General features: G+C 37.3%; 22 protein-coding genes. 17 read left to right on the plus strand and 5 right to left on the minus strand.

The features are described from left to right. Window positions 1-7 precede the first annotated feature (7 nt). The 4 genes from IGJ20_RS02255 to IGJ20_RS02270 all read left to right on the plus strand — a co-directional run bounded on the left by IGJ20_RS02255 (window position 8) and on the right by IGJ20_RS02270 (window position 5,389). Window positions 8-349 (plus strand): YlbF family regulator, encoded by a 342-nt coding sequence (locus tag IGJ20_RS02255; RefSeq protein ID WP_002355518.1) that lies wholly within the window; start codon window positions 8-10, stop codon window positions 347-349. A 155-nt stretch (window positions 350-504) separates the two neighbouring features. Next, window positions 505-1,740, plus strand: coding sequence for a DNA repair exonuclease (locus IGJ20_RS02260; protein WP_202522324.1), 1,236 nt, complete (start codon window positions 505-507; stop codon window positions 1,738-1,740). Continuing rightward, window positions 1,737-4,448, plus strand: a complete 2,712-nt coding sequence (locus tag IGJ20_RS02265; protein ID WP_202522325.1) for an ATP-binding protein — start codon at window positions 1,737-1,739, stop codon at window positions 4,446-4,448. The genes IGJ20_RS02260 and IGJ20_RS02265 overlap by 4 nt, the downstream gene beginning before the upstream one ends. Next, window positions 4,445-5,389: a 3'-5' exoribonuclease YhaM family protein gene (locus IGJ20_RS02270; protein WP_202522326.1), complete on the plus strand. Its 945-nt coding sequence runs from the start codon at window positions 4,445-4,447 to the stop codon at window positions 5,387-5,389. Before IGJ20_RS02265 ends, IGJ20_RS02270 begins: the two co-directional genes overlap by 4 nt. Before the next feature lie 39 nt (window positions 5,390-5,428). Here IGJ20_RS02270 and IGJ20_RS02275 read toward each other — a convergent pair whose 3' ends face one another. The 3 genes from IGJ20_RS02275 to IGJ20_RS02285 all read right to left on the minus strand — a co-directional run bounded on the left by IGJ20_RS02275 (window position 5,429) and on the right by IGJ20_RS02285 (window position 7,391). Beyond that, the gene (locus IGJ20_RS02275) at window positions 5,429-6,457 is read right to left on the minus strand and encodes a peptidylprolyl isomerase (RefSeq protein ID WP_010822547.1); all 1,029 of its coding nucleotides are present in this window, start codon (window positions 6,455-6,457) and stop codon (window positions 5,429-5,431) included. A gap of 163 nt (window positions 6,458-6,620) precedes the next feature. Further along, window positions 6,621-6,965: a YtxH domain-containing protein gene (locus IGJ20_RS02280; RefSeq protein WP_002355526.1), complete on the minus strand. Its 345-nt coding sequence runs from the start codon at window positions 6,963-6,965 to the stop codon at window positions 6,621-6,623. Next, complete coding sequence (locus IGJ20_RS02285; protein WP_202522327.1) at window positions 6,966-7,391, minus strand: HIT family protein; 426 nt, start codon at window positions 7,389-7,391, stop codon at window positions 6,966-6,968. It abuts the gene before it with no gap. A gap of 215 nt (window positions 7,392-7,606) precedes the next feature. Between IGJ20_RS02285 and IGJ20_RS02290 the strand changes: the two genes are divergently transcribed. From IGJ20_RS02290 to trmB, 4 genes are all read left to right on the plus strand, one after another. Beyond that, window positions 7,607-8,344 carry an ABC transporter ATP-binding protein gene (locus tag IGJ20_RS02290; RefSeq protein WP_002363160.1) on the plus strand — a complete coding sequence of 246 codons (738 nt, stop codon included), beginning with the start codon at window positions 7,607-7,609 and terminating at the stop codon, window positions 8,342-8,344. Between the two features lies 1 nt (window position 8,345). After that, window positions 8,346-9,557: an ABC transporter permease gene (locus IGJ20_RS02295; protein WP_010821408.1), complete on the plus strand. Its 1,212-nt coding sequence runs from the start codon at window positions 8,346-8,348 to the stop codon at window positions 9,555-9,557. Window positions 9,558-9,685: 128 nt separating this feature from the next. Next, window positions 9,686-10,465 carry a phosphotransferase family protein gene (locus tag IGJ20_RS02300; RefSeq protein ID WP_002355531.1) on the plus strand — a complete coding sequence of 260 codons (780 nt, stop codon included), beginning with the start codon at window positions 9,686-9,688 and terminating at the stop codon, window positions 10,463-10,465. Window positions 10,466-10,537: 72 nt separating this feature from the next. Further along, window positions 10,538-11,182 (plus strand): tRNA (guanosine(46)-N7)-methyltransferase TrmB, encoded by a 645-nt coding sequence (gene trmB, locus IGJ20_RS02305; RefSeq protein ID WP_002355532.1) that lies wholly within the window; start codon window positions 10,538-10,540, stop codon window positions 11,180-11,182. Window positions 11,183-11,241: 59 nt separating this feature from the next. On the opposite strand, the gene IGJ20_RS02310 is transcribed toward trmB, so the two are convergent. Beyond that, window positions 11,242-11,988: a MurR/RpiR family transcriptional regulator gene (locus IGJ20_RS02310; RefSeq protein ID WP_002363162.1), complete on the minus strand. Its 747-nt coding sequence runs from the start codon at window positions 11,986-11,988 to the stop codon at window positions 11,242-11,244. 177 nt (window positions 11,989-12,165) lie between these two features. Here IGJ20_RS02310 and pfkB point away from each other — a divergent pair, with 177 nt between their 5' ends. From pfkB to bph, 5 genes are all read left to right on the plus strand, one after another. Next, window positions 12,166-13,092, plus strand: a complete 927-nt coding sequence (gene pfkB / locus IGJ20_RS02315; RefSeq protein ID WP_202522328.1) for a 1-phosphofructokinase — start codon at window positions 12,166-12,168, stop codon at window positions 13,090-13,092. A gap of 4 nt (window positions 13,093-13,096) precedes the next feature. After that, on the plus strand, window positions 13,097-14,515 hold the full coding sequence (locus IGJ20_RS02320) for a PTS fructose transporter subunit IIC (protein ID WP_002355535.1): 1,419 nt from the start codon (window positions 13,097-13,099) through the stop codon (window positions 14,513-14,515). Window positions 14,516-14,541: 26 nt separating this feature from the next. Further along, window positions 14,542-15,003 (plus strand): fructose PTS transporter subunit IIA, encoded by a 462-nt coding sequence (locus IGJ20_RS02325; protein WP_002358680.1) that lies wholly within the window; start codon window positions 14,542-14,544, stop codon window positions 15,001-15,003. After that, window positions 15,000-15,977 carry a tagatose-bisphosphate aldolase gene (gene lacD / locus IGJ20_RS02330; protein ID WP_002371479.1) on the plus strand — a complete coding sequence of 326 codons (978 nt, stop codon included), beginning with the start codon at window positions 15,000-15,002 and terminating at the stop codon, window positions 15,975-15,977. The genes IGJ20_RS02325 and lacD overlap by 4 nt, the downstream gene beginning before the upstream one ends. A gap of 188 nt (window positions 15,978-16,165) precedes the next feature. Next, window positions 16,166-16,699: a biofilm phosphatase Bph gene (gene bph / locus IGJ20_RS02335; RefSeq protein ID WP_002355538.1), complete on the plus strand. Its 534-nt coding sequence runs from the start codon at window positions 16,166-16,168 to the stop codon at window positions 16,697-16,699. A gap of 87 nt (window positions 16,700-16,786) precedes the next feature. Here bph and IGJ20_RS02340 read toward each other — a convergent pair whose 3' ends face one another. Then, complete coding sequence (locus IGJ20_RS02340; RefSeq protein ID WP_202522329.1) at window positions 16,787-17,218, minus strand: GNAT family N-acetyltransferase; 432 nt, start codon at window positions 17,216-17,218, stop codon at window positions 16,787-16,789. A 75-nt stretch (window positions 17,219-17,293) separates the two neighbouring features. Between IGJ20_RS02340 and IGJ20_RS02345 the strand changes: the two genes are divergently transcribed. The 4 genes from IGJ20_RS02345 to IGJ20_RS02360 all read left to right on the plus strand — a co-directional run bounded on the left by IGJ20_RS02345 (window position 17,294) and on the right by IGJ20_RS02360 (window position 22,849). After that, window positions 17,294-18,508, plus strand: coding sequence for an AI-2E family transporter (locus tag IGJ20_RS02345; protein WP_002384914.1), 1,215 nt, complete (start codon window positions 17,294-17,296; stop codon window positions 18,506-18,508). A gap of 174 nt (window positions 18,509-18,682) precedes the next feature. After that, the gene (locus tag IGJ20_RS02350) at window positions 18,683-20,062 is read left to right on the plus strand and encodes a hemolysin family protein (protein WP_002363168.1); all 1,380 of its coding nucleotides are present in this window, start codon (window positions 18,683-18,685) and stop codon (window positions 20,060-20,062) included. A gap of 173 nt (window positions 20,063-20,235) precedes the next feature. Continuing rightward, a complete protein-coding gene (locus tag IGJ20_RS02355; protein ID WP_002355543.1) occupies window positions 20,236-21,810 on the plus strand; it encodes a peptide chain release factor 3 in 1,575 nt (524 codons plus the stop codon). Between the two features lie 133 nt (window positions 21,811-21,943). Next, window positions 21,944-22,849 carry a tyrosine-type recombinase/integrase gene (locus tag IGJ20_RS02360; RefSeq protein ID WP_075582552.1) on the plus strand — a complete coding sequence of 302 codons (906 nt, stop codon included), beginning with the start codon at window positions 21,944-21,946 and terminating at the stop codon, window positions 22,847-22,849. Window positions 22,850-23,215: the final 366 nt, after the last annotated feature.

The raw sequence follows: 23,215 nt of genomic DNA on the forward strand, positions 1-23,215 counted from the left end.
GATTCCATTGAGTAACATTTATGATACAGCCAATCAGATTGAACGTGAACTACGTGAGTTAGACGAATTTAAAGCATTACAAGCAGCGTATGAAGAAGTAAAAGCAGACGAAGCAGCTTACACATTGTTTAAAGAATTCCAAGGATTCCAGCAAGGACTACAAGAAAAACAAATGCGCGGCGAAGAATTCACGGATGAAGATGCTGAAAAAGCACAAAGCATTGCAACGAAAGTGCAAGAAACAGCAGTTATCAACGAATTAATGCAAAAAGAACAAGCGTTTAGCTTAGTTGTCAATGATTTAAACCGAATTATCATGACTCCTGTGCGTGATATGTATAACGATTAATTTACGTAATTGAACTCTGACAAGTTGTCTATAAGACAATTTGTCAGAGTTTTTCTTTTAATGAAAATAAAAAAACGAACAAATTTTCGTATGTTTTTACTGACCAAGCTGGCAGAAAATGATATGATAAAGGGAGGAGAAAAGGAGGGGAAAAGATGAAACTATTGCATACAGCTGATTTACACATGGATCGGTCTTTTGAAGGGTTAACTGGGATCCCGACAGCTTTAGCGAAGCGCTTAAGAGAAGCTAATCAACAATTGTTAATGAATATCGTAACAGTTGCCATTCGAGAAGCGGTGGACTTGGTTATTTTTGCAGGAGATACGTTTCATCAAAGTCAGACCTCTATTTCAATGCAAGCCCAATTGATGGCTGCGTTAGAACAGTTGAAACAAGCAGAAATCCCTGTGATTCTAACATTTGGGAATCATGATTACTATAAAAAAGACCGCTATTGGTTTTCTTTTCCAGACAATGTTTTTTTATTTGAAAAAGAAATGGTTGAGACGCTGTATTTTGAAACGAAAGCGGGCGAACAAGTGGCTGTTTCGGGGTTTAGTTATGAGCATCCCTGGATTGATGAAAATAAAGCACTAGAATTTCCTATCAAACAAGCAGAATCTGACATTCATATTGGGATTTATCATGGAGACACCAGTCGGAAAGCGCAACAAAATTATGCTCCGTTTACATGGAAGGATTTAAAAACCACTGGCTATAATTATTGGGCATTGGGCCATATTCATCAGCCGCAAATTGTTAGTGAACAACCGCTAATTGTTTATCCTGGAACACCTCAAGGACACACGAAAAAAGAACAGTCTTTACAAGGGGTTGCAGTGGTCACACTTTCCCAAAATCAAGCGACTGTTCAATTTGAAAAAGTCGCAGAAATAGATTGGACGAATGAAGAAGTATCTCTGGCGCAATGTCGTGACACCCAAAGCGTTTTGTCTTATCTTGAAACCAGTTTGCTGACGAAGTGGCATGCGCATCAGCAACAGCAATTGATGGCGTTGACACTGAAAGAAACGCAACATTTGGATGTGACCGTGGTGCAAGCCATTGTCAATGGTGAACTATTAAGCTACTTACAGCAGCAGCTTTTACAAAAAACGCAAGGTGATTTTTTTGTTTATCGCCTAATATTGCAAGCAGAGGAACCAACGAAAGAACCGATCTATTTAGCCGCTAGTCCCAATTTATTAACGGCATTAGAAAAAACATACTTAGATCCAGTTATTTTTGAAGATACCACCAAGGAATTGTTACGTTATCCAGAATTTGCTGGAATTTTTTCAATGGATGAGCAGTGGCGATTAGAGAGCTTGCGCCTAGCACATGAGCAGATTAATGAAGACTTTACTATTCAGGAGGACCCACTATGAAATTACTTGCAGTAGAGATTGTGGGCTTTGGAAAATGGCAACAACAGAAAATTACATTTGAATCTGGTAATCAATTGCTGTACGGCGCAAATGAAGTTGGCAAGTCCACATTGTATCAATTCATTCAAGCAATGCTGTTTGGGTTTCCCACAAAGGGCAAAAGAAAACGCGATTACGCACCTAAAAATGGTGGCTCGTATGGTGGTCGTTTGTGGTTGGCACATCCTGTGTTTGGGGAAGTTCAAGTCGAGCGTTTTAAAGAAAAAAATAAAGGGCAAGCAATCATTTATTATCAACAACAAATGGGGGATGAAAAAACCTTACAGCAAATGTTACATCCGCTAACGAAAAAGTTATTTCAAGAGGTTTTTACTTTCCAACAAGAACAATTAATTACGAGTGACAAGTTGACAGAAGAGGAACTGCAAACATCCTTGTTAGCCATTGGTGTTTCTGGTAGTCAACAACTTTTGACTTACCGAAATGCGTACTTTAAAGAAGCACAAAAAATCTTTAAAGGTAAAGGACAGCAGCCATTACTCAATCAGAAGTTGGCGGCTTATCAAGAACTAAAAGAGCAAATTCAAGAGAAAGAAGCGCAGCAACAAACTTTTCAACAATTAGAAGAAACGATTCGCGAAACAGAACAACAGCGAGTGACACTGCAACAGCAATTAAAAGAAACGCAACAGGACTTGTTACAGGTTGCGGAACAGCAACGTCACTTTCCCTTGTACGAAGAATGGCAGTCGCTACCTGAAGAAACAGAGAACGTTGTTTTAGTAAAAGAAGACCAAGTTCAATTAGAAGAAACCTTTCAAGAATATATGTACCTAGACAAAGAACGACAACGTTTGACCAAAGAGTTATCTCTTCAGTCAGAAGCGCTCGATGTTCCAGAAGGCTATGCTTTTTACCTAGAACAAGAAGCATTGATTCAACAATTGTTGAATCAACGCTATGATATGCAACAATTGATGACGGAATCGGAATGGATGACCCAAACCTTTGAGCAAAATCGTCAAGAAATGGTCCTTTTAGAGAACGAATGGTCATGGTCGCCTGAACGACCACCACAGCTTTTTTATGACAACGAAACCGTTCAAAAGTGGCGCCAACAACAAGTTGCGTATACGCAAGCTCTTCAAAAAGGACAAGAACAGAAAGCATTCTTGGCTTCTCAAATTGAAAATCTGGAAGACCAGTTAACGGATTTTGAAAAAGCGCATGCCGCATTTTTTGGTGAAGCGACGCGTGCCCAAAAAGCGCAGAAAACAAGTCAACCACTTTGGTTATTGCTAGGAAGTATCCTTGCATTACTCGGTTTCTTTTTGCCGAGCCCTTTAAAATGGGGCCTAGTTCTCGTGGGAGTTAGTCTTATCGCGAAAGAAGTGCTTAGCTACGCCACTAGAAAAGAAGCTTCCTCTGATGAAGTGAAAGAAGAATGGCAGACGAAACTTTCGCAACTAGATTATTTAAATGAACAGTTCCAACAGGCGCTGAATCAAGAACGTGAGGCACAACTGAAAGTGGAACAACTTGAACAAGCAGTAGCGGAGCAAGCCCAAGTCCATCAATTAGGAAAAATGCAACAAATTGATACTTTAATGAATCAGCGGGAATTGATTACGCGCTATTTATTGCTTGTTCAAACAAATGAAGAACTCATGAGTCAATTGAAGGAAAATCAACAAAAACGCCAAGTATTTGAAGAACAAGTCTTCCCATTGATGACGCATTTACCCTTACAAGGAAAGAGCCTTTCCGAAAAGCTACACTTTTTAGAAGGGTTTGCTGAAGAAATGGAGAAAGTTCGCTTTGCTCAAGAGTATCAAGCAGATGGCTATCTCAAACAGCAGTTACGAGAGTTGAAAACTAAACAGCAAGAAGCATTAACACGAATTCAGCCTTTACTAATTCGTTATCGGATTCTATCAATCGCTGATGTTCCAATGAGGATTCAACAGCTGACCACTCAGCAAGCTCAAGTTGGTCGTGGGCAAGAATTAGCGACACAATTAGGCAATCTGTTTCCAGAAGCGGTAACAGAGGCAACGTTAAAAGACCGTTCTTTACAACTGGCGCAGCAACAAGCACTGGAAGAAAGCAAGTTAGATAAAATACAAGAACAGTATCAAGCGCTGATTTATGAAAAACAACAATTAATGACGGATGGTACCTTAGATGAGTTGTATCAACGCCAAGCAATTTTAAAAGCGGAAATCAAAGAACTAGCTCAACGTTGGTCTGGGTATCAACTGGCGGGGCAACTGTTAATGGACCTATTAACAGAGCTTTCGGAACAACAATTGCCCAGCTTATTACAGTATGCATCAAGCTACTTTGCACTTTTAACAAATCAGCGTTATCAATCAATCCAAGTAGCCGAAGGTCAACTAGTTGCGGTGACGAAAGAACAAGAAATGTTTTATTTACATGAATTATCAACTGGCACTAAAGATCAATTGATGATGGCTGTTCGTTTTGCCTTTTTAGCAGTCCAAGGCGAGCAACTGATTTGTCCAATTATCATTGATGATGGCTGGTTACACTATGATCATCAAAGAAAAGCCCAATTAGCTGAATTATTTACTAAGTTTGGTCAAAAACAGCAAGTCATTTGTTTTTCTTCTGACCAAGAAATGGTAAGCTATTATCAGGACTTACAACAAAGAGTAATTGCGTTAGAAGGAGGAAGCGTCAAGTGAAAAAATTACGTGAATTAACAGTAGAAGAACTTTTTGAATCATTTGTTCTAATTAAAAATGCCGATGTACGTGTAGCTAAAAATGGGAAAAAGTTTATTGCCTTTACCTTTCAAGACACATCTGGCACGATTGACGGAAAATATTGGGACGCCTCTGAGGATGAAATTACACGATTTACTGCGGGAAACGTTGTTTTACTGAATGGGAAACGAGAAGTTTATCAAAACAAACCCCAAGTAAAAATTTTACACATGCGTTTAGCGACAGCAGAGGAACCAAGCCAGCCAAGTTTATATATGGAACGAGCGCCTTTGAAAAAAGAAGAGATGGTCGAGGAAATCAATCAAGTAATTTTTGAAATTACCAATGCTCATTGGAATCGTATTGTGCGCTATCTCATGACGAAATACCAACAAGAATTTTATGAATTTCCTGCAGCCAAACGGAACCATCATGCCTTTGCGAATGGCTTAGCCTATCACACTGTCTCAATGTTACGCCTAGGCAAAGCAATTGCTAAGGAATATACTGAAATTAACACGTCACTATTATACGCAGGGATTATTTTACATGACTTAGGAAAAGTTTTAGAGTTATCTGGCGCTATTACGACAGAATATACGGTGGCAGGGAACTTAATTGGTCATTTAGTTTTGGTGGATGAGGAAATTACCAAGACGTGTTTGGCTTTGAAAATTGATGATCGAGAAGAAGACGTTGTCGTTCTTCGGCACATGGTCTTAGCCCACCATGGATTGTTGGAATATGGCTCACCTGTGCGACCAAGAATTATGGAAGCGGAAATCTTACATCAAATTGATACCATGGATGCGTCCATTCAAATGATGCTAGGGGCAATTCGTCAAACACAGCCTGGGGAGTATACGGAACGAATCTTTGGTTTAGATAACCGCAGTTTCTATGTTCCAAAAGATAAATAAAAAAAGGGGGTGGTCAATTGACCACTCCCTTTTGTATGTTTATTTAGAAGAAGATTCTGTTGTTTTACTTGAAGAATCTGTTGCTTTTTCAGAGTTGCTTGTTTTGGTATCACTTGTTTTAGAATCACTTGATTTTGATTCTTTTTTCTCTGAAGAAGCGCTTGAAGATTCAGTTTGCATGTAGCCTGCTAAAGCATTCTTGAAGGCATCATCTTTAATTTTCACATTGGCCGCTTTTAATTCGTCACTAATAACTTTTGCTTGGAATGTTTGATCGGCTAATTTTGTATCTTCAGCAATTTTCTTGATCTCTTTTTCATAAGGTTTCATGTCATTGCCTTTTGCTTTGTTTTTCGTCATTTTCACTACATAGTAAGTTGTTTGGTACGTTTGTGCGTTTGTTGCAGCAATTGGTTCTGATACTTCGCCATCTTTTAGTTTGAAGGCTGCTTCTTTAACTTCGGCAGGAACAGTTGTTGATTGTGAATCAAATTTAATTTTACCGCCGTCTTTTTTCGTTGCAGCATCGGTTGATTTGTCTTTGGCAATTTTTGCGAAATCGCCGCCGTCAGTGATTTCTTTCTTGACAGCTTTTGCATCATCTTCTGAAGCAACTTGGATAATTTGTGCTTCTACTTCTGGATGGAAGCTTGCCCAAGCTGTTTTTAAGTCTTCATCTGTAATTTTCAAATGATCTTTCAAACCTACTTGCATTGCTTCGGCTTGTTTTAATTGTTTCTTGAATGATTTTTCAGTTAAACCAGCTTGTGTTAGTGCATCAGAGAATTTTCCGCCTTGCGCTTCCACTTGTTTTTTAGCGTCATCAAATTTCTTTTGAATGGCTTTGTCAGTTACTTTGTCGCCATATTTTTCTTCAAAGACTTTATAAATAACCATTTGGCTAAACGCTTGTTGGCTCGTGCTTTGTTCTTTAATTTGGTTATAAAAATCATCAACAGTAATTGTTGAACCTTTCATTGTTGCGATATCTTTTGAACCGCTTGAACACGCTGCTAAACTAAAAACGGCCATTGCGCCCGCTGCAGCTAAGATTAGTTTTTTCTTCATTCTCTTATGCACTCCTGTTTTTTTTAGTTTTATTTCTGTTATAACTATACCATACCTCATTTTGAAAAAGAAAGAGTCTCAGGCATAGTTTCAAACAAAATTCGTATTTACGTCACACTTTTTATTTTTTTAATAACAAAAGAAATAATTAACATCAAAGACTTTACTTTTGCTTGTTAGTTTGTGTGTCAGGTAATTCAGCCGTAATTTTAGCAATTTGTTCTTTAATTTGAGCAATCCGAGGTTCCGCTTGGAATTTGAAATCAGTGATTTCTTGTTGCAGGTCTTTTGAAAATTCAGTTGCCAGTGGAACGTTTTCTTCGACAACTGCCAAATTTCGTTGCACCTGATCCCAGTCATTCGTGACTTGATTTTTCAGTGAACGATAGTCCTCTAGCTCATTGATTAAATGTTGGCGTGTTTCTTTCCCGCTTCTTGGAGCAGCCAACAAACCGCCAATGGTACCGGCAGCTGCGCCAAAAAAGAGACCTTTAATAAATTTTTTCATTTAGTTCACCTGCTTTGCAATGGTCTCAGCAATTTCTTGCATCGCTTCGGCGGAATAGTCCTCTTGATGGTTGCCAAAATGAATAGAGAAATCATCTTCTTTTGAATAACGGGGAATCAAATGAACGTGGGAATGGAAAACGGATTGATAAGCTACTTCCTTATTGTTATTTAAAATGTTTAATCCTTCCATTTCTGGAAAAGCTTTTTCTAATGCTCGTGCTACTTTAGGAATACGAGCAAAGACGTCGCTTGCTAAAACGTCATTATATTCAAAAATATCAGTAACGTGTTGTTTTGGAATCATTAAGGTATGTCCTTTGGTCACTTGTGTGATGTCTAAAAACGCGTAGACTTTCTCGTCTTCATAGACTTTATAACTTGGGATTTCGCCGTTGATAATTTTACAAAAAATACAATCATTCATGAAAAATTCCTCTTTTCTCTAGGTTCTTTCCTTTACTTTACCACAAGTTGATTTCTCTGTGGATGAAAAAGTACGTGAGTTCGCTAAAAAGTTCGTTTCATTTCGTGTATAATAAGAGAAAGAAAAAAATCCATTTAATTAAGGGAGTAATTTTTGAATTCTTGGTTCGCTTAGGGTTTAATAATGGTAGAGAGAAAAGGTTGGAGGCAAAAGAAATGAGCTTAACAATTGAACATTTAACAGGAGGTTACGGCCATATTCCTGTCTTAAAAGATATTAATTTTGACGTCAAGTCTGGTGAAATGGTTGGTTTAATCGGCTTGAATGGTGCGGGGAAAAGTACCACCATCAAAAATATTATTGGGTTACTTACGCCGCAAAAAGGCAAAATTATGATTGACGGGGAAACATTGCAACAAGCCCCTGAAGAATATCGTAAAAAAATTGGGTATATTCCGGAAACACCTTCTTTATATGAAGAATTAACATTGAAAGAGCATATCGAAGTAACGGCCTTGGCTTATGATATTCCATTAGAAGAAGCATTCAAACGAGCGGAACCATTACTAAAAACGTTCCGCTTAGACAATAAATTGGAATGGTTTCCTGCTAATTTTTCAAAAGGCATGAAACAAAAAGTCATGGTACTTTGTGCATTCTTAATTGAACCGAGTTTATATATTATTGATGAACCTTTTCTAGGCTTAGATCCTTTAGCAATTCATGCTTTATTAGAATTAATGGATACGATGCGTAAGCAAGGGGCAGCGATTTTAATGTCCACGCATATTTTAGCAACAGCTGAAAAATATTGTGATCGCTTTGTGGTGCTACACGAAGGGAAATTACGGGCAAACGGTACAATGGCTGAATTACGTGCAGAATTTAATTTACCAGAGTCTTCTTTAGATGATATTTATCTTGCCTTGACGAAGGAAGAAAAGGTGGGGTAACATGGGCGAATTTTTTAGTCAACGTTTGTCACGGCATTTCAAAAAAATGTCCAAGTACTTGCGCTATATTTTAAATGATCATTTTGTTTTAGTCTGTATGTTTTTATTAGGCGGATTAGGTCTGTACTATTCCCAGTTGTTAAAAGAATTACCTCGTGATTTTGTTTGGGGTAGACCGTTAATTCTGTTGGGCTGGCTACTACTCATTCAAGTTGGAAAGTTGGCCACTTTGACAGAAGAGCCAGACAAGGTTTTTTTATTACCAAAAGAAAAACAATTCGCTGCTTATCTGAAACGAGCGCTGCGCTACTCTTTACTTTTACCGATTGTGGTCAGCTTTCTAGGAAGTGGCCTATTAATGCCGTTGATTGTAGTCACAACGGGTTGGTCGTTTCAAACCTTCTTTTTATTTTTGGTTATGCTAGTTTGTATGATTTATACACATCTTAGTTTACAAAGCTATGGGCTCTATCATCTTTCGTCAACCACTTACCGTAGTTGGTGGTTCGTTTGGTTGATCAGTAGTCTCTTGATTATGACGGGAGCCATTTACTGGACGCCTTGGGTTGGTGTGGTTGGTGGCATCATTCTGGCCGTTGGTTTATCGAGTATTTGGCAAAATAAGATGAAACAGAGTTTCTTGGATTGGGAAAAAATGATCCAAAAAGAACAAAACAGAATGCATAGAATTTATAAATTCATTCAGCTGTTTACAGATATTCCTGAAGTGAGTAGTACAGTAAAACGTCGTAAATACTTAGATCCTCTCCTCGGAGTAGTCAAAAAAACATCTGAGAACACTTATGCTTACTTATTCATTCGGAGCTTTTTACGAGGTAGCGAATATAGCGGCTTATTGTTTCGTTTGATTTTGGTTGGTGGTGTGCTACTTTTCTTTTTACAAGAATTCTGGATTGCGTTGGTAGTTGCTCTATTGTTCATCTATTTAATCGGGTTCCAGTTGATTCCCATGTACACGCAATTTGATTATATGGTGATGACACAGCTATATCCAATTTCAATAGAAAAAAAACAAGCAGCGATTCGCCGGTTAATTAGCGGCGCATTATCTGTTGCGGCCATTATTTTTGGTGGGATTGTCTGCCTTCGTTTAGGCAGTTTGCAAAATAGCTTGATCATTCTGAGTGCCTTAATTGTAGAAGTTGTGATTTTCACTAAAATGTATGTTCCAATGCGCTTGAATAAGTTATAAAGATGAGAAAACCCAGCAAAATTTACAAAAGAACCACATAGAAGCTTGACGAAGCAAGGTTTGGCGACTAAAATGGTAATTGCTGTAAAAATTGCAATAAAATTGTGTTGAGATAGGAGATAATTTCCATGGAATTTCAGTTGGATAAAGACTGGCGTCTGCAGCCGATAAAGGGCGCAACTGGTCAAACATACATGGGAATAAAAGAAACAGAGAAAGTGTTCATTAAACGAAACACTTCTCCACTTCTTGCAGCATTGTCTAAAGAAGGGTTAGCCCCGAAGATGATTTGGACAAAGCGGACAGCGAATGGCGACGTACTAACAGCCCAAGAATGGCTGGAAGGACGTTTATTACATGCGGACGAAATTGGCAAACGCAATGACGTGATTGACGTGTTATACCAATTGCATCATTCCAATTTGCTGAAAGACATGTTGAAAAAAATTGGTGGCGAAGTTTGTACCCCGCTAACAATGTTGAAAGAGTATAAGCGTCAACTACCTAAAGAATTAAAACGAAACAGTTATTTAAAAGAAGTAATCACTTATTTATATAATCATTTACCAGAATATCCAGAAACTAGTTATGTAGCTGTTCACGGCGATGTGAATCATCGGAATTGGTTAGTCTCGAATAATTATCTCTATTTAGTAGATTGGGATTCTGTGATGGTCGCGGACCCAGCGGTAGATTTAGGAATGATTTTGAGTCATTATGTCCCTCGTTCCGGCTGGAATCAATGGTTACTATCTTATGGTTTAATCCCGAATGAAAGTACAGTTCAACGAATTTATTGGTATGGTTTATTTAGCTTTTTACAAGAGATTGTTCGTCATCACCAAGAGGGCGAAAGAAGAGCAATGACTGCAGAAATTTTACAATTAAAACGAATGTTTAGTAGTTAAACTAATTCATTTAACATCCACACAGGCTGGCGAATTTCACCAGTCTGTTTTTAAAAGAAAGGAATTTTAAATATGCGTGTAAGAAATAGACCCGGAGCAGCAGAATATATGGCAAAATATCCACAATATGTGGTAGAAGGTCCTGAAAAATGGCAAGGGAAATGGCAAGAACGTTTTGGCAATAATCATCCCATCCACATTGAAATTGGTTCAGGTAAAGGTCGTTTTATTTATGAAATGGCTAAAGCACATCCTGAAATTAATTATATTGGTATCGATATGCAATTAAGTATTTTATCGATTGCATTAGATAAGCTAGTGGCCGAGCCGTTACCTAATCTACAGTTATTGCGAGTAGACGGCGAAGCATTAACAGAATATTTTGCTGAAAATGAAGTAGATTTAATCTATTTAAATTTTTCAGATCCTTGGCCAAAGAAAAAACATGAAAAACGTCGTTTAACGTATAAAAACTTTTTAGCGACAGATGAAATTATTTTAAAACCAAATGGAGAAATTCATTTTAAAACGGATAATCAAGGGCTCTTCGAATACTCATTAAGTAGCTTTTCTAAATATGGCATGATTATTGAACGTGTATGGCTAGATTTGCATAATAGCGAGTTTGAAGGCAACATTATGACAGAATACGAAGAAAAATTTTCTAGTCGTGGTCAACGAATTTATCGAGTAGAAGCACGTTTTGTTGCAAAATAAAAACAAGCATTCCTTTATTTTAAGTGAAGGAATGCTTGTTTTTTATTATTTAAGAAAGCCTAAGTTGTCGTTCTTAGAGCATAGGCATCCAATAAAATTCTTGCCAGAATGGATAGTGGTAACCGTGAACGCACTTCATAATCGGGGAAAAAGGAGCCTTCTGATTTGAAGCCTACGAACGGAATTTCAATGTATTTCATTAAACTAGAGTGTTTGCTTGCAGTTAAAAGGATAGTCCCAATTTCTGAGTCGTAACAGTTTTTACCAGCGACAACTAATTCTTGGGTTTCTCCGTTTAAAGAAACAAAAAGAGCCACATCTTTTTTTGATAATTTTTTACTAATATTTTTAATAATTTCTGGGTCCGTATGCAGTTCACAGTATTTGCCAGCCAATTGAAACTTAACCATCATTTCCTGAGCAATTAATTCTGAAAAACCTCTAGCAAAGATAATAATCCGTCGAGAAGCTTTGATTTTTTGGATCGCATCTTCGATATTACCAATTTCAATCATGTTAATCGTGCGAGTTACTTCTTCTTCATTCTTTAAAATGGCTGTCCGAATTCCTCGGTCTACTTTTTCTAATGCTGAAAAATTTATATTTTGGTTTTCTTTATCTTTCAAGTGATGCTTGAAGGATGTGAAACCTTCATAGCCTTTCTTTTTCATGGTTCTTACAATCGTCGCAGTTGATACGTTGGCTCGTTCGCTTAATTTTACAATGGAATAATCAGGGATTTCTAAAATATGTGTTTCGATAAAATGCCAGAGATATTGCTCTGACTCACTCAATTTTTGTTCCATAATGGCCAGCCCTTCTTTCTTTCACTAAAAAACATTTATAAGCCTATTTTTAATGAAAAAAAATAAAAAAGCTAGAGAAATTATAAAATTGTAAATGTTTTCTATATTTTTGCGAAAGAATAAAAACCTTTACATAGTATTTTGAGACATAATAAAGAGGAGAAAGGAGGAACTACAGTGACTATTTATACATGTACATTAAATTTAGCCATTGATTTATTTATCGAAACAGAAGAGCTAGTTCCTTTTGTCGTGAATCGCACGAAGGAAGATGATATTCAAGCAAACGGGAAAGGAGTCAATGTTTCCCTAATTTTAAAGATGTTAGGGATTGATAATACCGCTTTGGGAGTCAAAGCTGGTTTCACTGGGAACTATGTCGAGGATTATTTAAAAGAAAAAGAAATAACCACTGATTTTATCGAAGTCGCTGGTACAACGAGAATTAATGTGTTTACAAAAGTTACCCAAGATCAAAAGGAATACAAATTAGTCAATAAAGGACCAAAATTATCTGAAGAACATGTACAACGTTTTTTGAAAAAAATTTCAGAGTTACGTAAAGGGGATTATTTGTGCGTATCAGGAAGTTTACCACAAGGGGTTTCGCCAAGTATTTTGATTGAAATTAGCCGAATTTGTTTTGAAAAGCAGGTGTTCTTAATTTTAGACAGTAGTTATGAAGAAATTTTAGATTGTTTGCCTTATCAACCATTTTTATTGAAACCAAATGAAGAAGAACTTCAAGAGTGGTTTCATACAGAAGTGCAGACTAAGGACGATTACATTTTTTACGGACAAGAATTACTGAAGCGGGGAGCCAAAAATATTTTACTTTCTTTAGGTAGTGAAGGGGCTTTATATATAAATAATGAAAAGGTTCTTTCAGGTAATTCACCAACTGGAATGGTTGTGAATACAGCTTGTTCAGGGGATGCAATGTTAGGTACCTTTTTAGCTGGCTGGCATCAAGGACTTTCATTGGAAAAAAATTTAAAAAGAAGTATTGCAGCAGGTAGTTCAACAGCATTTCGCAAAGGATTGACAGATTTTTCAGATGTTCAGGAGTTAGAGCAACAAATAAAGATTCAAGAGGAGGAATAAACAGATGGCTACGTATCAATTAATAGCTGCTACAGGTTGTCCGACGGGAATAGCGCACACGTATATGGCACAGGAGGCATTGGAACAAGCTGCGAAACGTAAAGGTATTACGATTAAGGTTGAAACACATGGTCAGATTGGTATAGAAAACGAGTTAACACCTGCAGAAATCCAAGGAGCGGAGGCAGTCATTATTGCCGCCGACAAAGACGTTCAAGCAGAACGTTTTGCTGGGAAACGAATCATTGATGTCCCTGTCAGTGTGGGAATTAAAGAAGCAGATCGCTTAATTGAAGAAGCGCTCGCAGGCAAAGGATCGATTGCGGCCGAAAACCAAGCAGTGGATGAACTTGAACAGGAAACACAGATTTCTTCAGGAAATGTTGGACATAGTATTTATAAAAACTTAATGAATGGCGTCTCTCACATGTTGCCGTTTGTAGTAGCAGGCGGCGTTTTAATTGCTCTTTCTTTTGCTATTTGGGGCATTTATTCATTTGATCCAGAAAGTAGTCAGTATAATGCTACCGCTGCTATGTTAAAAAGTATTGGTGATGCCTCAATGGGCATGATGGTGCCAATCTTATCTGCGTATATCGCAGAGGGGATTGCCAAACGACCTGGTTTGGTTGTGGGCTTTGTCGGTGGTTTGATTGCTAACACTGGTGGCACTGGCTTTTTAGGAGGGATATTATCTGGTTTTCTTGCTGGGTATTTCATTCTTTTATTACAAAGAGTATTTAAAGGCTTGCCTAAATCATTAGATGGTTTAAAAGCAATTTTCCTTTATCCAGTCATTGGCGTTGCAGTTATTGGTATCACTATGTCTTTACTAGCAGATCCGATGAAAGCTGTTAACGAAGGAATGATGAGCTTTTTAGCTAGTTTCCAAAACTCCAGTCCGTTGGTTTTAGGAATTATTGTGGGTTGTATGTGTGCCTTTGATATGGGAGGTCCAGTTAATAAAGCGGCCTATGTTACTGGGACGGCACTCTTAGCTCAAGGAAATACTTCTTTTATGGCAGGAGTTTCTGCTGCCTGCATAGCGCCACCTTTAATTACAGGCTTTGCTACATTATTCTTTGGAAAATACTTTGACACAAATGAACGCAATGCGGGGCTAGTGAACTTTATTTTAGGCTCCACACATATTACAGAAGGCGCTATTCCGTTTGCGGCAAAAGACCCCTTGAAGGTTTTACCAATTATGATGCTCGGATCTTCAATTGCGGCAGTCCTAACGTATATGTTTGGGGTACAAGTGCCAGCACCTCATGGAGGATTTCTTGTTCTACCAGTTGTTACTCACGCTGTTCAATGGGTTTTGGCAATTTTAGCTGGTTCATTGGTAGGTGGCTTATTGCTAGGTTTTGTACAAAAAAGTAGAATCGCCAAACAAGAGCAATCGTTATCAAAAAAATGAAATAACAGGAATTAGGAGTGGATGGAATGGCTTTTATTAAAGAAAATCATATTTTTTTAAATCAACAGTTACAAACGCAAGAGGATGTTTTTCACTTTTTAGCAAAAAAATCAACAGAATTGGAAGTTGCTCAGGACGCACAGGAAGTTTTCGATAAACTGAACGAGCGAGAACAAGAAGGAACAACGGGGATGATGAATGGATTTGCGATACCTCATGCAAAAGCAGCAACGATTCAACAAGCGGCCATTATCATCGTTACCTTGGACCAAGGTGTTGAGTGGCAGAGTCTTGACAACCAATTAACGGAGTTTGTGATTGCGCTGTTTATTCCAGATGCCGAAGCTGGCACGACACATTTGAAATTACTCTCTTCTGTTGCGCGCCTCTTATTAAGAGAAGAAGTTACTTCTGGACTGAAACAAGCAAGTTCGCCAGCTGAAATTGCTACGTTACTAAATAATCAATTAGGAGAGGGAACAGAATGAAAAAAATTAGTGAACAAAAACGTAAACATTTAGAAAATCTGGTAGATGATCAAGGGATTATTGGCGCACTAGCCATTGATCAACGTGGGGCCTTAAAACGCATGATGGGAAAATACAAAGAGGTGACTGCGCAAGAAATCAGTGACTTTAAAGTATTAGTATCTCGTTGCTTAACACCAGAGACTTCAGCAATTTTGTTGGATCCAGAATATGGCCTAGCTGCTGCTGAAAATCGAGCACAGACTTCAGGTTTGTTACTTGCGTATGAAAAAACGGGCTACGATGCTTCGACACCAGGACGGTTACCCGATAGTCTTGATGTTTGGTCGGTTAAGCGTTTAAAAGAAGCGGGCGCAGACGCGTGTAAATTTTTGCTTTACTACGATGTTGACGAAAGTGAAGCAATCAATGAGCGAAAGAAAGCTTATATAGAACGGATTGGTTCAGAGTGTTTAGCCGAAGAAATTCCATTCTTTTTAGAAATTGTCTCTTATGATGCAAACAATTCGGATAGTGCTTCAAAAGAATACGCTAAAGTAAAACCGCACAAAGTAATTGAAGCGATGAAAGAATTTTCAAAGGATCGCTATAATGTTGATGTTTTAAAAGTAGAAGTCCCTGTGAACATGAATTTTGTAGAAGGTTTTGGCACTGAAAGTCTTTATAGCCAAGATGAAGCACAGGCCTTTTTCAACATGCAAAGTGAAGCAACACAACTTCCATTTATTTTCTTGAGTGCAGGGGTTAGTGCTACGATGTTTCAGGAAACATTGAAATTTGCAAAAAAAGCAGGTTCCTCGTTTAATGGAGTCTTATGTGGTCGCGCAACTTGGGCAGACGGCGTGCTTCCATTTGTTCAACAAGGTGCTGAAGCAGCCGTTGCGTGGCTTGAAACAACTGGTAAAACAAATGTTGAAGAATTGAATCAGGTTTTAAGAGAGAGCGCAGTATCAGTCTTTGAAAAAATACAGTAATTAAGCTGAAAATATATACTGAATTTAAACTATTTGGTCATCTGAATTAAATTTTTTCAGAAATCGTCTTCTTTAAGTGAACTCAATGTACGCAAACTCAAAAGATATGATATAATTATTTCGATATCGATGTATGAACACCCAAAAAGTAACATTGCTTTACTTTATTTGGGGAAAGTTGGGGTATTATGGGAATTCCTAAAGAAGGCGAGTTTGTAACCATTCAGAGTTATAAACATGACGGACATTTACATCGAACGTGGCGTGATACGATGGTACTAAAAACGAGCGAGTATTCTTTAATTGGTGTGAACGATCACACGTTAGTAACGGAATCCGACGGACGTCGGTGGGTGACTCGTGAACCAGCCATTGTTTATTTTCACAAGAAATATTGGTTCAATATAATAGCAATGATTAGAGAAAAGGGGGTTTCGTATTACTGCAATCTGGCTTCGCCATATGTTTTAGATGACGAAGCGTTGAAGTATATTGATTATGATTTAGATATCAAGGTTTTTCCAGATGGTGAAAAACGTTTACTAGACGTTGATGAATATGAATTTCATAGCAAACTAATGGATTATCCAGAAGATATTGACTTCATTTTAAAAGAAAATGTCAAGACTTTAGTGGATTGGATTAATAACGAAAAAGGCCCCTTCTCGCCCGAGTATGTAGATATCTGGTATCAACGTTATCAACAGCTATCAAAAAAATAGCCGATGTAAACAGCCCACAAAAGGAGCTTGGAGCATTAGCCAAAATGGCTAATGCTCCAAGCTCTAAATTTTCCGATTTAATTGGTGTTATAGTTCTTTGTTCATTTCGTAGTGTTCAATGCCAGCATCCATAAAAGGTGCTCCTGTTTTTTGATAACCTAAACGTTCATAGAAGCCTACAGCGATGACTTGTGCTCCTAGAGTAATCTTGTGGTAGCCTTGTTCTTTGGCAAAATTTTCCGCCGCTTCCATAATCACTCGTCCATAGTCGGCGCCACGGTAAGCTTTTTCAACGGCCATTCGTTGTAATTTCATAACGCCATTTTCTAGTGGAAGCAAGCGACAAGTTGCGACAGCTACATGGTTCGTGTACAAAACAAAGTGAATACAATGTGCTTCATATTCATCGATTTCCATCTCTTCTGGTACCCCTTGTTCCGCTACGAATACGCGTTGACGAAGCCGGACAGCATCTAAATAAAGATCACTCATGGTATCTTTTGTTTGAGCTACATGCATAGAAAAACCCCCAAGTTCAGAATCTGTTTCTATTTTATTATACCACGAAAAAGTTCTAGCAATGAAGTATTCTCAATGACTGAGGGGGGAAGGTGTGATAAAATAAAACAGCAACAATTGAATAAAAATAAAGGAGGAGCCGCTGTGATTAATCGATTTAAAGAATCGAAATTATTTTTCTGGTCAGTTGAATTACTTGTCGTGGCCATGCTATTATTTATTGCTTCGAAAATTAATTTCTTATTTGCACCGATTGGGACATTCTTTTCAACGTTGTTTGCCCCAGTCTTAGTAGCAGGCTTTTTGTATTATTTACTAAATCCTGTGGTCAATCTACTAATGAAGACGAAAATGAAACGAATTTATGCCGTCTTACTGGTATTTTTATTACTAATCATCGCATTAGTTCTGATCTTATTAACAATTATCCCTAAGTTGGCAGATCAGCTAGCTAGTTTAGCATCAAGTATGCCGGATTTCTTTAAACAAGTGGAGACCTGGATTTATGAGATTGCGGAGTTACCTATTTTTAAACAAATTGATTTAACAAGCTATATTGAAAAAATGGATATTTCTTATGCCAATATTATCCAACAATTTTTAAGTAGTTTATCAAGTAGCTTAGGTTCAATCGTATCAACGGTGGCGTCAACCACCATTGTTTTGGTCACTGCGCCATTTATTTTATTTTATATGTTAAAAGATGGAGATAAGCTAGTACCAGCGATTCAACGCTTTTTACCTGAGAAAAGAAAAGATGATATTGTGGATCTTTTAGGACAATTGAACCAAACCTTATCCAGTTATATTAGTGGACAAGCGATTGAATGTTTATTTGTCGGTACATTTACGATTATTGGGTATTCATTGCTTGGCGTTCGTTATGCCTTTTTATTTGGTGTCATTGCCGGCTTTACGAATTTGATTCCCTATCTAGGACCTTATCTAGGATTAGCGCCTGCTGTCTTAGTGACCATCTTTAATGAACCCGTCAAAGCAGCCTTATGTTGTTTAGTAGTGCTAGTGGTTCAACAATTGGACGGAAATATTATTTATCCAAACGTTATCGGAAAATCTCTAAAAATCCATCCATTAACGATTATTTTAATTTTATTGGTAGCAGGAAATTTAGCAGGTTTGCTAGGTATTTTCCTCGGTGTCCCATTTTACGCAATCTGCCGGACCATTATCTACTATGTTATTGATATGGTCAAAGCGGGTCGTAGTGAAAAAGTTACCAATGCCGTTCTTTTAGGGAATGAAACAAATACGAAAGAAAATAACGGTTAATGATTGAATCCGCTAATCTTTCGTGCTATGATTTTATGGATTAGGATAGAAAATAACCTGTCATAATACTGATTGTGTCTGTTTCTAAGCCTAACCATAAAAAGAGGAAGAACGTTAAAAGAGTACGAAAGTACAGCCTCGGAATTATCAACAATTAAGGAGAGAGAGAACATTATGAATAATGCTGACCCTGAGAGTCAGTCGCTAATTGCGCAACTTCTATTATTAGTCGTGTTGACGTTTATCAATGCCTTTTTGGCAGCGGCGGAAATTGCAGTCGTATCTGTTAACAAGAATCGTGTGGAACAAAAAGCGGAAGACGGCGACGCAAAAGCTCAAAAATTGCTTAAGGTATTGCAAGACCCCAATAACTTTTTATCCACAATCCAAGTAGGGATTACTTTGGTTAATATCCTATCTGGTGCTTCATTAGCAGAGACTTTATCTAGTCGTTTGGCCCCTGTATTAGGTGGCGGCGCCGCAGCTAAGAGTCTTGCCAGTATCATTATCTTAGCGTTGTTAACGTACGTTTCTATTGTATTTGGTGAATTATATCCTAAACGAATTGCCATGAATAAATCAGAAGAAGTCGCTCAATTGACTTCTGGTGCAGTCCGCTTTTTAGGAGTTATCGCGCGTCCCTTCGTTTGGTTGCTATCGGCTTCGACCGATTTATTATCCAAAATCACACCAATGACTTTCGATGATGCTGATTCGAAGATGACACGAGATGAAATGCGCTACATGCTTGAAACAGAAGGTGTTTTGGAAAACGAAGAACTAGAAATGCTACAAGGTGTCTTTTCATTAGATACAAAAGTGGCACGAGAAGTAATGGTTCCTCGGACAGACGCATTCATGGTTGACATCCAAGATGATGTCCAAGAAAACATCAATTTAATTTTAGGAGAAAATTATTCTCGGATTCCTGTTTATAGTGAAGACAAAGATAAAATTGTTGGTATTTTACATACCAAAACGTTACTAAAAGCTGCACGTAATTTAGGCTTTGAAAACATTGAATTAGGCGCGATCATCCAAGAACCATTATTTGTCCCAGAAACCATTTTTATTGATGATTTACTTTATGAGTTAAAACGAACACAAAACCAAATGGCGATTTTACTAGATGAATATGGCGGTGTTGTCGGTTTAGCAACACTGGAAGATTTACTAGAAGAAATCGTTGGTGAAATTGACGATGAAACAGATGAAGTAGAAAATTTATATACACAAGTGGCCGACAATGAATATTTGGTTCAAGGACGCATGTTAATTGACGAATTTAATGAAGTATTTGAAACAGATTTACACATGAGCGATGTTGATACAATGGCAGGTTACTTAATTACAGCATTAGGAACCATTCCTGATGAAGGGGAAAAACCTTCTTTTGAAGTGGGCAATATTAAGTTAACCGCTGAAGAAATGGAAGGTACACGTTTGCTAGTCTTACGCGTTCATTTCTACGATGAAGAAACTGTCGATGAAGAACCAGAAGAAAATCGTCGTTTTTTCCGTAAAGAAATGGAAGATGACGAACCAAGACGTTAAAAATAACCTGTGGCATCAGTCGTTTTGACTAATGTCGCAGGTTTTCCTTTTAAAAAACAGCCAATAGCAGCTCTTTATTCTCAAGGCTTGACATGATATACTAGCAAAGGTTAAACAAAAATTATGCTGAAGAAAATAAATAAATAGACATCACAAGTGATAAGGAGATTTTTATGACGATCAATCAAAAAGAAGCAGTCGATAGTCGCCGTACGTTTGCGATTATTTCCCATCCGGATGCTGGGAAAACAACGATTACTGAACAATTACTATTATTTGGGGGCGCCATCCGCCAAGCTGGAACCGTCAAAGGAAAAAAAACAGGGAACTTTGCCAAATCTGACTGGATGGAAATTGAAAAACAACGGGGAATTTCGGTAACGAGTTCTGTGATGCAATTTGACTATCAAGACAAACGGATTAATATCTTGGACACCCCAGGGCATGAGGATTTCTCAGAGGATACGTATCGGACCTTAATGGCCGTGGATAGTGCTGTGATGGTTATTGATAGTGCCAAAGGGATTGAAGCACAAACGAAAAAACTTTTCCAAGTTGTTAAAAAACGTGGTATTCCAATTTTTACTTTTATTAACAAATTGGACCGTGACGGACGGGAACCATTGGAACTTTTAGAAGAATTGGAAGAACTATTGGATATTGAATCTTATCCAATGAACTGGCCAATTGGTATGGGAAAAGGCCTAGAAGGTCTATACGATATTTATAATGAACGTGTGGAATTATATCGTCCAGAAAATAATGGCGGGGAGCGTTTTATTCCTTTAAAAGATGGCGATATCCCAAGCGATTTACCATTGCACAATAACAGCGTTTATCAACAAGTGTTGGAAGATGTTGAGTTATTGGTAGAAGCAGGCGATGAATTTAGCGAGGAAAAAATCGCTCGTGGTGATCAAACGCCAGTCTTCTTCGGTTCTGCTTTGACAAACTTTGGGGTTCAAACATTTTTAGAAACCTTCTTACAATTTGCGCCTGCGCCACATGCGCATAAAACAGAAGAGGGTGGCGAAGTAAGTCCTTACGAAAAAGAATTTTCAGGCTTTGTCTTTAAAATTCAAGCGAATATGAACCCAGCCCATCGTGATCGAATTGCCTTTGTTCGAATTTGTTCAGGTGTTTTTGAAAGAGGCATGGACGTGACCTTAGGTAGAACAGGTAAAAAAGTCAAATTAAGTAACGTGACACAATTTATGGCAGATGCCCGCGAAAACGTCACAGAAGCTGTTGCAGGCGATATTATCGGCGTGTATGACACAGGAAATTACCAAATTGGCGATACTTTGTATGAAGGGAAAATGAATGTTCAATACGAAGAGTTGCCGTCATTTACCCCTGAATTATTCATGAAAGTGACTGCCAAAAACGTAATGAAACAAAAATCTTTCCATAAAGGAATTTACCAACTGGTTCAAGAAGGAGCCATTCAATTATACAAAACATATTTAACGGAAGAATATATCATTGGCGCCGTAGGTCAATTGCAGTTTGAAGTTTTCCAATACCGAATGTCTAATGAATACAATGCTGAAGTGGTAATGACGCCAATGGGTTCTAAAATTGCCCGCTGGATTAATCCAGAAGATTTAGATGAACGCATGAGCTCTAGCCGAAACATTTTGGCACGGGACCGTTTCGATCAACCATTGTTCTTATTTGAAAACCAATTTGCGGAACGCTGGTTTGCTGATAAATATCCAGATGTTGAACTGAAAAGTTTGATGTAAAATTAATTTGTAATCAATCAGTAGCTGAATCTTTAGAAGATTGAAGCTCGCATCTTCAGCAAAATCTATTAAGATGCGTTGGTTTGCATGAAGTCCTTTTTTATCAAAATTTGATAAGAAGGGACTTTTTTCTATGAACTGGGAGGATATTATTTTAGAATTTTGTATGGATGTTACAGTGAAAGGTTTTTCAAAAATAACAATCAAAAATTATAAATCAAAATTGAGAAACACAGCAAATTTTTTCAAATCAATAAATGTTGAACCGTCACAGATTGAAAAGAAACATATAAAAAGCTGGATAATAGATATGCAAGAAAAAGAAATGCAAGCATCGACAATCAATGTCAGTGTTAGCAGATTAAAGAAGTTATTTGACTATATGTTAATTGAAAAATATATTGAGTATAATCCGTTTGTTGATATTGAAAGATTAAAAGAACAAAGAAAAGTAATCTATCCTTTGAATGATTATGAAATTAAACAAATGCTGACAGTTGCTAAAAAACACCCATACAAACATATAGCACAAAGAAATGTTGTGATATTGATGTTGATGATTGAATGTGGGTTGAGGATTAGCGAAGTTTGCGAGATACAAGATGAAGATATTATGAATAATCAAATCATTATTAGAAAATCAAAAAATAATAAGGATAGAGCCGTCGCTGTCAGTCCAATTCTCAAAAAAGAAATAATAAAATATCAACGAATTAAGAAAAGAAAATATGGGCTGTTAGAAGGAAATCCTTTTATTATCAGTAATCTAGGTAAAAAATTGAATGAAAAAAGTATTTGGCAGATTATGCAAGAAATAAAGAAACAAATTGATATAAGAGGTTGTGTCCGTTTTTCGGGGCATACATTAAGACATACTTATGCAAGTATGCAATTACGGAATGGATTAGATATTTATACGTTAAGTTTAAATATGGGTCATAGTTCAATTGAAATGACTCAAAGATATGTTCAGACGTTAAGTAGTGAAGATTTTATAGAGAAATCTATTAAAACGAGTACTTTGATGAATTTGAGATAAGCAGTATAGGAATATTTATAAAAATTGATAGAAATGGTTGCGGGTGTACCAAAATTTGTTTATCTGATAAGTTAATATAATCATTTATATAACGATATTTTACTGATTTTTCAAAGTTTAAAATCACAACTTACCCAAAATTTTTGATAGACCTTAAGAAGTAAAGTCAAGAAAAAGTATATGCATAAAATTAATTGTGTATTTGCATTTGTAAATACACAATTATCTCTGTAAAAATTGTAATAGAACCAAAAAACGACTATGCGAAAAATCACACAGTCGTTTTTATCGAGAATAACCTTAGCGAAATGAACTCACGTTTAGCTACTCAACGCTCTTAAGAGCCACAGTTATTATTTAAATGAA

The organism is Enterococcus sp. DIV0294, from assembly GCF_050558155.1.
In the GTDB taxonomy this organism is placed as follows: Bacteria; Bacillota; Bacilli; order Lactobacillales; family Enterococcaceae; genus Enterococcus; species Enterococcus faecalis.